A 13,064-nucleotide genomic window follows, 5' to 3' on the forward strand; every position below is an offset into this window, starting at 1 on the left:
GGGCGGCAGCGGCAAGCGGCTCCGGAACAGACATACGGAATAGGGTTGTACCGAGGATGAAGCGTCCGACACATCGCTGGCTGAGCCACGCCCCGCGTCTCCGACGCGGCCGCGCCGACGGGCGGAGCGCGCCATGACCGCCCTGCGCGAAGCGATCGACACCACCACGCTGGGCTGGATCAAGCCCGAGCTGGACGAAACCCTGCGCCAGGCGCGCCAGGAGATCGAGGCGTTCGCCGAAGATCCCGCCGACGCCGCGCGCATGCGCGTATGCGCGAACCACCTGCACCAGGTGCACGGCACCTTGCGCATGGTCGAGCTGTACGCCCCGGCGATGGTCGCCGAGGAAATGGAGCGGCTGGCGCTGGCCCTGCAGCAGGGCAGCGTGCACGACCGCGACGAAGCCTGCGCGGCGCTGATGCGCGGCGTGGTGCTGCTGCCGGATTACCTGGAACGCCTGCAAGGCGGCCACCGCGACATCCCGATCGTGCTGCTGCCGCTGCTCAACGAGCTGCGCGCCACCCGCGGCGAATCCGGGCTCAACGAAAGCGTGCTGTTCGCGCCGAACCTCGACCGTCCGCTGCCGGCGCACCTGCCGCCGCCGCTGCCGGTCGGCGCGGCCGGCGGCCGCAACGCCAGCGCGCCGCATCTGGCCTCGCTGCGCGAAGCGCTGAGCGCGTGGCCGGAAGACGGCGCGCCGGGCAAGGCCGTGCAACTGGCCGCGGCCATCGACGGCCTGCTCGCCGAAGCCGTGCTGGAACCGGTGCGGCGCATGCTGTGGGTGGCTTCGGCTGTGGCCCACGCGGTGCGCGACGGCGCCCTGCCGCCGACCCGCGCGCTGCGCCAGGCCTTCGGCGGGGTCGAGCGCGAAGCGCGGCAGATGCTGTCCGACGACGGCTTCAGCGCGCCGCGCGGCGAGCCCGCGGCCGAGCCGACCCGGCAACTGCTCTATCACGTCGCCCACAGCGACGGCCGCCACCCGGCCCTGGACGACCTGCGCCAGACCTTCGAACTCGCCGCGCACCTGCCCAGCGAATCCGAACTCGAACACGCCCGCGGCAGCCTCAGCGGCCGCAACCGCGCGCTGCTCGACACCGTCGCCGCGGCGATCAAGGAAGACCTGCTGCGGGTCAAGGACGCGCTCGACCTGCACCTGCGCACCAACCAGACCGACCCGGGCGAACTGCGCCCGCAGGTCGAAGCCCTGGCGCGGGTCAGCGACACCCTCGGCATGATGGGACTGGGCATGGCCCGCACCGTCGTGCTGCAGCAGCGCGACGCCATGAACGACATCGTCGACGGCCGCCGCGCCGCCGACGAAGGCACCCTGCTCGATGTGGCCGGCGCGCTGCTGTACGTGGACGCCTCGCTCGACGACCAGGTCAGCCGCCTCGGCCTGCCCGACGAGAAGGGCGACGAGGACCTGCTTGCCGGCGAGGCGCGCAAGGTGCTCGACGTGGTCGCGCGCGAAGCCATCGCCAACTTCGGCGACGCCCGCCAGTCCTTCGTCGCCTTCGTCGAAACCAAGTGGGATCACGAAGAACTCAGCGAAGTGCCGCGCGTGCTCGACGAAGTCGCCGGCGCCTTGCGCATGATCGAGCTGCCGCTGGCCGCCGATTACCTCACCGGGGTCAAGCGCTACACCGAAGTCGAACTGATCGGCCGCCGCCGCGTGCCCAGCGGCCAGCAGCTCGACACCCTGGCCGATGCGTTGGCCAGCCTGGAGTACTACCTCGAAGCGCTGCGCGAGCAGCGCCCGAACCGCGACGACATCCTCGACATCGCCCGCCAGAGCCTGGAAGCGCTGCGTTATTGGCCGCTGCCGGACGTGGTCCGGGTCGAGCCGGCCGCCGCGCCGGCCGACGTCGCGCCGGCGCAGGACGCCGCCGCGGTCGCGCCCGCCGCGTCCGAGCCCAGCGCCGAAGCGCCGGCCGCGCAGACGCCGCCGCAGATTCCGGTCGCGCCCGAGTGGGGCCTGGCCGACATCGAAGCGCCGCAGCGCGCCGACGGCGAGCCGCGCGCGCTCGACGCCGAGCACGGCGCCGCCCAGTACACCTCGGCGTTCGACGCCGATCCGTCGCGGCCGCCGGCCGCCGAACCGGCCGACCTCACCGAGCGCGTTTCCGGCGGTCTGGTCAACACCGCGCTGGTCGAAGCGGTGCCGTCGGCGCCGCCGTCGTTCCTGATCCCGTCCGGAGGCGCCAACGGCGGCTTCGAACAGGTCGACGACATCGACGACGAAGTGCGCGAGATCTTCCTGGAGGAATTCGAGGAAGAGATCGGCAACCTCGAACAACTGCTGCCGGCCTGGCGCGAAGCGCCGGACGATCTGGCCCGCGTGCAGCCGGTGCGGCGCGTCTTCCACACCCTCAAGGGCAGCGGCCGCCTGGTCGGCGCCAAGACCCTGGGCGAGTTCAGCTGGAAGATCGAAAACCTGCTCAACCGCGTACGCGAGCACGGCCGCGTCGCCAGCCCGGAAGTGCTGGACCTGGTCGACCACGCCTATCGCGCGCTGCCGAGCTTCTACGCCGCGCTGCGCAACGAAGCGCCGCTGAGCGTCGACATCGCCGGCATGGAAGCGCACGCCGACCTGCTCGCCAGCGGTGAGGAAGCGTTCTATCAGCCGCCGGCCGCGCCGTCGGCGCAGGCCGCGGCCGACGCCGCGATCGAACAAGCCGCCGAAGCTGCGAAGCCCGTCGCGGCCGGCCCGTACGTGCCGGCTTCGGTCGATCCGGTGCTGCTGGAAATCCTCGACGGCGAAGTCGCCGGCCACCTGGTCACGATCGAATCCTGGCTGGACGCCTCGCGCGTGCAGCCGCAGCCGGCCAACGACGCGCTGCAGCGCTCGATCCACACCATGAACGGCGCCTTCGCGATGACCGAAGTGCCGGTCATCACCGACGTCACCGGTCCCACCGAAGCCTACGTCAAGCGCCTGCTCGCCAGCGGCGCGCCGGCCAGCGCCGAGGGCGTGGCGGCGATGGGCGCGGTCGCCGCGGCGATCCGCACCACGATCGAAGCATTGAAGTCGGCCAGCCCGCACGTGCCGATGTTCCTCGGCCTGCCCGAGCGCCTCGCCGCGCTGCGCGACAGCCTGCCGGACGCGCGCGCGCCGATGCCGGTCGACGAGCTCGACCTCGACGACGCGCCGGCCATCGGCCAGGGCGTGGTCGAACTCAGCGCCAACGACCTCAGCGCGTTCCAGGGCGAAGGCCTGGGCACCGCCGACGTGCCGGTCGGCCGCAGCGACGGCCGTCGCACGTCCGAGTTCACCATCGATTTCGCTTCGTTCGCCGGCTCGCTGGGCCAGAGCGACCAGACGCGCGCGCGCGCCGAACGCGAAGCGGCAGAGAAGGCCGCGGCCGAACGCGCCGAAGCCGAGCGCATCGCGGCCGAGAAAGCCGAAGCGGAGCGTGTGGAAGCCGAACGTCTCGCCGCCGAACAGGCCGAAGCGGAACGTCTGGAAGCCGAGCGCCTCGCGGCCGAGCAAGCCGAAGCGGAACGTCTGGAAGCCGAACGCGTCGCGGCCGAGCAGGCCGAAGCGGAGCGTCTGGAAGCCGAACGCGTCGCCGCCGAGCAGGCCGAAGCGGAGCGTCTGGAAGCCGAACGCGTCGCCGCCGAGCAAGCCGAAGCGGAACGTCTGGAAGCCGAACGCCTCGCCGCCGAACAGGCCGAAGCGGAGCGTCTGGAAGCCGAACGCGTCGCCGCCGAGCAGGCCGAAGCGGAGCGTCTGGAAGCCGAACGCGTCGCCGCCGAGCAGGCCGAAGCGGAGCGTTTGGAAGCCGAACGCGTCGCCGCCGAGCAGGACGAAGCGGAGCGCTTGGAAGCAGAACGCCTCGCCGCCGAACAAGCCGAAGCCGAGCGCCTGGAAGCCGAGCGCATCGCCACCGAGCAGGCCGAAGCGGAGCGCCTGGAAGCCGAGCGCCTCGCCGCCGAGCAAGCCGAAACGGAACGCCTGGAAGCCGAACGCGTCGCCGCCGAACAAGCCGAAGCCGAGCGCCTGGAAGCCGAACGCCTCGCCGCCGAACAGGCCGAAGCGGAACGTGCCGAAGCCGAACGCCTCGTCGCCGAGCGCACCGTCGCCGAACAGGCCGAAGCCGAACGCCTGGAAGCCGAGCGCCTCGCCGAAGAGGAGCGCCAGGAGTACGCGCGCCTGGAAGCGCAGTACGCCGCCGAGGCCGAAGCCGAACGTCTGGCGGCCGAGCAAGCCGAAGCCGCGCGCCTCGCCGCCGAACAGGCCGAAGTCGAGCGTCTGGAAGCCGAACGCCTCGCCGCTGAGCAGGCCGAAGCCGAGCGCCTGGAAGCCGAACGCCTCGCCGCCGAGCAAGCCGAAGCCGAGCGCCTGGAAGCCGAGCGCGTCGCTGCGGAACAAGCCGAAGCCGAACGCCTGGAAGCCGAGCGCGTCGCCGCCGAGCAAGCCGAAGCCGAGCGCCTGGAAGCCGAACGCGTCGCCGCCGAGCAAGCCGAAACCGAACGCCTGGAAGCCGAACGCCTCGCCGCCGAGAAGGCCGAAGCCGAACGCCTGGAATACGAACGCCTCGAAGCCGACTACGCCGCCGAGCGTCTGGCCCGCGAGCACAGCGACGAACCGGCGAACCTCGACGGCATGCGCGTGGACGCGCAGCCGGCCGACACCGCCGCCAACGACGAAGCCGAACCCGCGGTCGCCGCGAGCGGCGCTGCGGTGTCCGGCTCCAACATCGCCGGCGTGTCCGCCGCGCTGGCCGCCGCGTTCGCCAAGGCCGCCAACGCCGATCCGGATCCGGACGACGCGCTGGACCTGAGCGAGCTCGATCCCGAACTGGTCGACATCTTCGTCGAAGAAGGCGGCGATCTGCTCGACCATTCCGACGGCCTGCTCGCGCAGCTGCGCGAAACGCCGGGCGAGCGCGAGTTGCTGGTCGGCATGCAGCGCGACCTGCACACCCTCAAGGGCGGCGCGCGCATGGCCGGCATCATGGCCGTGGGCGAACTCGGCCACGTCATGGAATCGCTGCTGGAAGCGGTGGTCGACCATCGCACCGAACTGGGCCGCGACAGCGTCGCCCTGCTCGAGCGCGGCTTCGACCGCCTGCACGCGATGGTCACCCGGGTCGGTCAGCGCAAGGCCATCGCCATGCCGACCGAGCTGATCGCGATGTTCGAGGCGCGCTCGCGCGGCGAACTCACGATCGACGCCGGCGACACCGCCGCCGCGACCGCCGCGCCTGCGCAGCCCGAAGTCGACGAGAACGGCCTCAAGCCGCTGTCGGCGCCGATCCTCGAGCAGCCGCTGGGCGAAGACGACGACATCGGCGTGCGCGCGCCGCAGGAACAGGTGCGCATCCGCGCCGACCTGCTCGACCGCCTGGTCAACTACGCCGGCGAGGTCGCGATCTACCGCGCCCGCCTGGAGCAGCAGTTGGGCGCATTCCGCGGCGCGATCGCGGAAATGGCCCAGACCAACCTGCGCATGCGCGACCAGCTGCGCCGTCTGGAAATCGAAACCGAAGCGCAGATCATCGCGCGCTACCAGCGCGAGGGCGACTCGCCCGAGCATTCGTTCGACCCGCTGGAGCTCGATCGCTTCTCGACCCTGCAGCAGCTCTCGCGCGCGCTGGCCGAATCGGCCGCCGACCAGAACAGCCTGCAGATCACCCTCGACGATCTGACCCGCCAGTACGAAACCCTGCTGCTGCAGCAGTCGCGGGTGAGCTCGGAGCTGCAGGAAGGCCTCATGCGCACGCGCATGGTGCCGTTCGATACGCTGCTGCCGCGCCTGCGCCGCGTGGTGCGCCAGGCTTCGAGCGAACTGGGCAAGCAGGTCGCGCTGAAGCTGGAAGGCACCCAGGGCGAACTCGACCGCAACGTGCTCGAGCGCATGACCGCGCCGCTGGAACACATGCTGCGCAACGCGGTCGCGCACGGCCTGGAAACCCCGGCCAAGCGCCGCGCCTCGGGCAAGACCGACGAAGGCACGGTGCGCATCGCGGTGCGCCGCGAAGGTTCGGAAGTCGTGCTGGAAGTCGCCGACGACGGCGCCGGCCTGGACCGCGCGGCGATCCGCCGTCGCGGCGAAGAGCGCGGGCTGGTGCGCAGCGATGCGGTGCTGTCCGACTCCGACCTGGACATGCTGATCCTGGAGCCGGGCTTCTCCACCGCCGACGAGGTCAGCCGCCTGGCCGGCCGCGGCGTCGGCATGGACGTGGTCGCCAGCGAAGTGCGCCAGCTCGGCGGCGCGCTCGACATCCAGTCCACGCCCGGTCAGGGCGTGCGCTTCACTCTGCGCCTGCCGCAGACGCTCGCGGTCACCCAGGCGGTGTTCGTGCGCATCGGCGACACCACCTTCGCCGTGCCGATCGCCTCGGTGCGCGGCGTCGGCCGCCTGTCGCGCGACGTGCTCGACCAGGGCGAGGTGGCCTACCGCTACGGCGGCGAGGACTACCACGTCCACGACCTGGGCGTGCTGGTCGGCCACGCGCCGGCCAAGGCCGAAGGCCAGCTGCAGATGCCGTTGCTGCTGATCCGCTCGGGCGACCTGCGCGCGGCGGTATCGGTGGACCAGGTCATCGGCAACCGCGAAATCGTGGTCAAGCCGGTCGGTCCGCAGATCGCTTCGGTGCCGGGCATCTTCGGCGCCACCATCATGGGCGACGGCCGCGTGGTGGTGATCCTCGACGTCGCCCCGCTGGTGCGCCGCCGCACCGCGCAGCTGCTGGACTTCGCCCAGAGCGCGCCGCCGCCGACGATGCACATGGAAGCGCGCAAGGTGCCGCTGGTGATGGTGGTCGACGACTCGGTCACCATGCGCAAGGTCACCGGTCGCGTGCTGGAGCGCCACAACTTCGAAGTGGCCACGGCGAAGGACGGCATCGACGCGCTGGAGCGCATGGCCGAGCGCGTGCCCGACCTGATGCTGCTCGACATCGAGATGCCGCGCATGGACGGCTACGAATTGGCCACCCAGATGAAGGCCGATCCGATCCTGCGCCATGTGCCGATCGTGATGATCACCTCGCGCAGCGGCGAGAAGCATCGTCAGCGCGCGTTCGAGATCGGCGTGGAACGCTATCTCGGCAAGCCTTACCAGGAGCCGGAATTGATCCGTAACGTATTCGAATTGCTGGGAATCGCGCGTCCCCATGTCTGACGGCGATCGTCGTGTAGTGTTGTTGGCGCGCGCGGGCGTAGCCTGCGAGCGCCTGCGCGGAGCGCTGGCCGAGGCCGGCGCGCAGTTGGTGCTGGAAGGCGATCCGACCGTGCTCGATCCCAAGGCGCTGGACGCGGCCGATCCCGACGTGGTCGTGGTCGTGCTCGATCCGGCCTCCGAGGATGCGCTGGACCGGTTCGAGAACCTGCTGGTCGATCCGTCGATCGAAGTGATCTTCGAGGAGGCCGAACTGGCCGCCGCGCGCGAAGGCTGGGACGCGGCGCGCTGGGCGCGCCACCTCAGCGCCAAGCTGCATCGCCACGACGACGTGCTGCCGCCGGGCCGCGAGCCCGAGCCGGAAACGCCGCCGACCTTGCAGGCCGACGGCTTCCACAAGCCGGCGCACGAAGGTTCGCCGCTGGCGCAGGAGCCGGTGGCGGGCGACAACGTGCTGGCGTTCGTGCGTCCGGGTGCGGCCGAGTTGGCTGCGCCCGCTGCTCCCGCCGAGCCGGCCGCGCATGAAGTCGCAGCCGATGCCGGCGATTACGTCCTCGATTTCGCCGCCGACGCCGAAGCGCCGGAAGCCGGCCAGGACGTGAGCTTCATCGACTTCGAGGCGACCGGCGACATCGCCGCCGCCACCGATACCCTGGATGCGAACGACCTCGACAGCGCCAGCCTCGATTCGATCGGCCTGGAAACGCCGGCCGTCGAGCCGGAGCGCACCGACTCGTCCCATCCCACTTTCGACGCCGCCACTTTCGACGCCGCCGACTTCGGCGAGATCGAAGAAATCGAAGCCGTCGAAGCGCTGCCGGCCTACGACGATGCCGACGAACTGCTGCCGGCGCCCGCGTCGCACGTCAGCTTCGATCCGGTCTCGGCCGAAGCGCCGGCCGATCCGCTGTCGTTCGCCAGCGAATCGCTGGGCGAACTGGACCGCGTCGCGCCGATCGGTTCGGCCGGCGACCGTGTGTTGACGCAGCCGCCGCAACTGCCCGACGAGGCCCGCGAGTTCTTCGCCCGCCAGGCCCTGGGCCTGGAGCCGGAAGCGTCGCAGCCGCGCGGCGGCGACGATTTCGATTTCTCCAACCTGAGCCTGGAAGCCGAGGATTACTCGAACCAGGTTCCCGGCGAGGCGCGCCCCTACGACGCGCAGGCCCACGACTGGCAGGCCGACGGCGACGCCGCCGCGCTGCCGCCGCTCGACGAGGCCGGCCTGGGCGACCTGGAAATGTGGCGTGCGCCGGCGCCGGGCCAAGTGCGCGAGCTGGTCGACCTCGACGCTGCGTTCGCGACCCACGAGCCCGACGCGCCGCACGACGCCGACGAGAACCGTGCGGCCACGCCGCCGCCGCTCCCGGCGTTCGACGCTACGCAGTTCGAAACCACCCTGGATTTCGCCAGCGACGAAGCCGTCCCGCAGCAGCCCAAGGCGCCCGCGCCGGCGGCGCCGTCGGTGCCGGATTGGTCGTTCGCCGACGAAACCAGCCTGGTCGAGGCCGCGACCGGCCAGAGCGGCGCGCACGCGCCGCCGCCGCCGCGCCACGACCTGGAAGACATCGAGCGCCGCATCTCCAGCCTGGAGTTGGTCGAAGACACGCCGGCCGACGCTGGCGGCGGCCGCGGCGGTGCGGTGCTGGTGCTGGCCGGCATCGGCGGCCCGGACGCGGTGCGCCAGTTGCTCGGCGCGCTGCCGGAGAACTTCGACCGTCCGGTGCTGGTGCAACAGCGCCTGGACGGCGGCCGCTACGACAAGCTGGTCGCGCAGATGCAGCGCGCCACCCCGGTGCTGGTGAAGCTGGCCGAAGCCGGCGCGCGCACCATCGAGGGCGTGATCTACATCCTGCCGGCGGGGCTGGGCATCGAGGTGTCCGACAGCGGCATCCAGTTCGCCGAGGGCGCCGACGTGTTGTCCGCGCTGCCTGCCGGCGACAGCGCGGTGCTGTTGTTCAGCGGCGCCGAAGCGGCGCAGGTGGATGCGGCGATGGCTCTGGCCGCGCAGGGCGCGCTGGTCGCTGGGCAAGCGCCGGACGGCTGCTACGACGCCGCCGCGGCCAGCGCCGCGATCGCGCGCGGCGCGCTCGGCGGGCAGCCGGCCGATCTGGCCGCGCGCCTGGCGGCGCGTTGGTCGCGGCAAAGCCCGATCTGACCCGCGTCCGCGGCGGCCTGCGGGCGCGCCGCGGAGCCGCCGACGCACGCCGCGATGCGCGGCGCGCCGGCGCAGGCAGTGCAGAATGTTCCGCGGCGGCGCGCGTGCCGCCGTCACCGTTCACGGGCCCCGCGCGGCGGGGCCGAGTCATGAGCCGCATGCGGCGGCGAGGAAAGCGCGATGTCCAATTCGATCCCCGACAACGACGCTGAGCCGGTCGACGGCGCGCAGGACGACATCGCGCGCGACGACGGCGCCGCATCCGGCGACGGCGCCACGTCCAACGACGGCGCGCCGCCCATCGACATTCGCGGCGTGCTGGTCCAGGTCGCCGGCGCGCGCCTGCTGCTGCCCAACGCGACCATCGCCGAGGTGCTGTCGTACGCGCCGCCGGCGCCGATCGCCGGCGCGCCGCGCTGGCTGCTCGGCCAGATCCGCTGGCGCGGCTGGAACCTGCCGATGATCGCCTTCGGCGAACTGTCGGGCCTGGCGCGCGAACCCGGCGGGCTGGGCAGCAAGGTGGTCGTGCTCAAGGCGCTCAGCGCGGCTTCGCGCCTGCCGTATTTCGCCATGCTGACCCAGGGCTTCCCGCGCCTGGTCACCGTGTCGGCCTCCGGCCTGTACCTGCAGAGCCGCGAGGACGAAGTCATGCCGCTGGGCGTGCAGGCGCGGGTCCGCCTCAACGACGATGCCGCGCTGCTGCCGGACCTGGAAGCGGTCGAGGCGATGATCGGCGAAGCGCTCGCGCAAGCGGCGTGAGTCAGGCCGCGGCGCCCGCAACGCACGCCGCTGCGCGCGCGCCGGCGCCGCAACCGGACGCGGCCGCGCGTTCGCCCGCGCTCAAGCGCTACGCCTCGGTCGACGCCCTGCGCGGGCTGACCGTCGCGGCGATGCTGCTGGTCAACGACCCCGGCGACTGGAGCCACGTCTACGCGCCGCTGCTGCATTCCGACTGGCACGGCTTCACTCCGACCGATCTGGTCTTCCCGATGTTTCTGTTCATCGTCGGCGCGTCGATCGCGCTGGCGATGCTGCCGCGCCTGGACGCGGGCACGCCCGCGCCGGCGCTGCTGCGCCCGGCGCTGTGGCGCGCGCTGCGCATCCTCGGCCTGGGCCTGGCGCTGCACCTGATCGCGATGTGGGTGACCGATCGCGACTACCTGCGCTTGCCCGGCGTGCTGCAACGCATCGGCCTGTGTTTCGCTGCGGCCGCGGCCATCGCCCTGTATCTGTCGGCGCGCGCGCAGTGGGCGTTGTGGGGCGCGCTGCTGGCCGGCTATTTCGTCCTGCTCGCCGTCGGCGGCAGCTACGCGCCGTTCGTCAATATCGCCAGCCGCATCGATTTTTCGATCCTCGGCGCGCACGTCTACCAGATCGACCCGGCCAGCGGCCGCGGCCACGATCCCGAAGGCCTGGTGTCCACGCTCGGCGCGCTGGCGACCACGCTGGTCGGCCTGCGCGCCGGCGACTGGCTGCGCCGCGGCCAAGTGCGCGCGCTGCTGCTCGCGGGCGCGGCCGGCCTGCTGGCCGGCGCCGCGCTCGACCTGGCGCAGCCGATCAACAAGAACCTGTGGACTCCGGCCTACGTGCTGTGGGCCGGCGGCTGGTCGTGCTGGATCCTCGCGCTGTGCCACGTGCTGATCGACCGCAAGGGCTGGCCGCCGCTGGGCCGCGCCTTCGGCGTCAACGCCATCGCCGCCTACGGCGGTTCGGCCCTGCTGCTGTACTTGCTGATGGGCCTGGGTTGGCTGGAGCCGATCTACCGCCACGGTTTCGCCGACTGGATGACGCCGCGTTTCGGCCCTTACCTGCCGTCGCTGGCGTTCGCGCTGGCCTTCGTCGCGCTGTGGTGGCTGGTGGTGCGCGCGCTGGATGCGCGCAGGATCTATTTCAAGATCTAGGCGGACGCTGCCGTTGCCGACGAGGCCGCTGTGCGAATCCACGCATTTTGCGTGCCTGTCGAGCGCAAATCAGGCGCGGACGTTCGCGCTCAAAATGAACAACACGTGATGAGCATCACGTTTTAGTTGGCGCTGTAACCAGCGCGTCGCAACTTTTTTCGTTCGAACAAGTCTGGGCCGCTTCGGCGTGCCGGCTTACTGCGCTATGCGTGCCGCATTCGCCGGGCCCCGCGCCGGACTCATGTGCCCGCGAATCTTGCCCAAGACCGGCTTCAATGCGGTAGCGCATTGATGCGCCGCCGGTTGCGGCCGACGCGATCGCGCACCACGCGACGCAAGCGCGCCGCGATGGCGATCCGAATGCTTCGACATGCCGATGGCACCGCATCGGTTTAACGCCTGCGCGCAAATCGCATCAGTCGTGTGCATCTGCGGCGCATCGAGTTTTTTTCGGCTGGACAAGCCGATGTCGCCTCGCTATCGTGGACGCCACAAGCAATGTTTCGCGATGCGACGTACAGCACGTTGCGCATCGCGAAAACAGGGGGCAAGGGGAGGGGGAGCGGCACGGCGCCGGCGCGTACTCGCGCTCGTCGCATGTGCCGGCCGCACCGTGCGAAAGGCGCCGCGTCGGTCATGCCGACGCGGCGCCCGCCGCGATCGTTCCAGCCCGCCGGCATCGATGTCCAGTTAAGGCCTAGGGGGCTGCATGCGATTCGAACGAGTGTGTCTGGGTGCGCTGTCGTTGCTGGCGGTGTCGCCGGCGTGGGCTGCGGACGGCGGCTACAGCCTGTTGGGCGACTGGCCGGTCAAGGTCGTGAGCGAGTCGGGCATCGAGGCCGGGCTGCGCGGCAACTGGAGCTACGACTACGCCCGCTTCGACGATGCGTCCTTCGTCGACGACGACGCCTGGCGCCGGCAGGAACTCAGCGCCTATGTGCGCAAGTCGGGCGTGTTCGAGCTGGCGCTGGGTTACGACTTCCGCAACGAGGTGTGGCTCGACAACTTCGTGCGCATCTCCGGCGCCGGTGGCGACCTGCGCATCGGCCAGTTCAAGACCCCGGTGGGCTACGAGGAAAGCGCGGTCGGCACCGCCGCCACCACCTTCATGGAGCGCGCGATGCCGGTGACCGCGTTCTACGCCGGCCGCCGCCTCGGCGTGGACTGGACGTACGAGAAGGTGCCGAACTGGTACTTCAATCTCGCCGTCCAGGCCGGCGGCGACCTGCTCGGCGACAACCAGGGCCGCACCCTGGGCGGCCGCGTGGTGTTCAACCCGATCAAGGACGATACGCAGATCCTGCACCTGGGGCTGTCGGCGTCGAACGAGAAGCGCGAAGACGACACCCTGCGCGTGCAGGTGCGGCCGGAAGCGTTTTTGACCGCGCGGCGGCTGGTCGACACCGGCGCGCTGAACCGGGTCGAAGGCATCGGCCGGCTCGGCCTGGAAGCGATCTGGCAGCGCGGCCCGCTGCTGGTGCAGAGCGAATACCTGCGCATCGGCATCGACCGCTACGGCGCGCCGGACTACAGCGCCGACGGTTATTACCTCGCCGCGTCGTGGGTGCTGACCGGCGAGAAGCGCAGCTACAAGAGCGCCGCGTTCGGCAACCTCAAGCCCAGCCGCGACTGGGGTGCGGTGGAACTGGCCGCGCGCTATTCGCACATCGACCTCAACGACCCGGGCAGCGCGATCGGCGGCCGCCAGAGCGACTGGACCTTCGGCGCCAACTGGTACCTGGGCCAGCACTTCAAGCTGCAGTTCAACTACGTGTGGGCCGATGCGTCGCGGCGCGGGGTCGAGCCGGATCCGGAAATCGCGCAGTTGCGCGCGCAAATCTACTTCTGATCGGCGCGACGCGGGTCGCGCATCCACGGCCCA

The 13,064-nt window shown here is 71.3% G+C and carries 5 protein-coding genes; all 5 read left to right on the forward strand.

Annotation, left to right across the window (positions count from 1 at the left end; all coding sequences use genetic code 11):
* Window positions 1-133 precede the first annotated feature (133 nt).
* The 5 genes from BLU84_RS03525 to BLU84_RS03545 all read left to right on the forward strand — a co-directional run bounded on the left by BLU84_RS03525 (window position 134) and on the right by BLU84_RS03545 (window position 13,031).
* On the forward strand, window positions 134-7,129 hold the full coding sequence (locus BLU84_RS03525) for an Hpt domain-containing protein (protein WP_074862931.1): 6,996 nt from the start codon (window positions 134-136) through the stop codon (window positions 7,127-7,129).
* Complete coding sequence (locus BLU84_RS03530; RefSeq protein WP_139174594.1) at window positions 7,122-9,281, forward strand: chemotaxis protein CheB; 2,160 nt, start codon at window positions 7,122-7,124, stop codon at window positions 9,279-9,281. The genes BLU84_RS03525 and BLU84_RS03530 overlap by 8 nt, the downstream gene beginning before the upstream one ends.
* A 180-nt stretch (window positions 9,282-9,461) precedes the next feature.
* Window positions 9,462-10,040 carry a chemotaxis protein CheW gene (locus tag BLU84_RS03535; protein WP_083382281.1) on the forward strand — a complete coding sequence of 193 codons (579 nt, stop codon included), beginning with the start codon at window positions 9,462-9,464 and terminating at the stop codon, window positions 10,038-10,040.
* The gene (locus BLU84_RS03540) at window positions 10,037-11,182 is read left to right on the forward strand and encodes an acyltransferase family protein (protein WP_074862935.1); all 1,146 of its coding nucleotides are present in this window, start codon (window positions 10,037-10,039) and stop codon (window positions 11,180-11,182) included. The genes BLU84_RS03535 and BLU84_RS03540 overlap by 4 nt, the downstream gene beginning before the upstream one ends.
* 709 nt (window positions 11,183-11,891) lie before the next feature.
* Window positions 11,892-13,031: an OprO/OprP family phosphate-selective porin gene (locus tag BLU84_RS03545; RefSeq protein ID WP_074862937.1), complete on the forward strand. Its 1,140-nt coding sequence runs from the start codon at window positions 11,892-11,894 to the stop codon at window positions 13,029-13,031.
* Window positions 13,032-13,064: the final 33 nt, after the last annotated feature.

The sequence above is a fragment of the Lysobacter enzymogenes genome, assembly GCF_900106525.1.
Lineage (GTDB): Bacteria > Pseudomonadota > Gammaproteobacteria > Xanthomonadales > Xanthomonadaceae > Lysobacter > Lysobacter enzymogenes.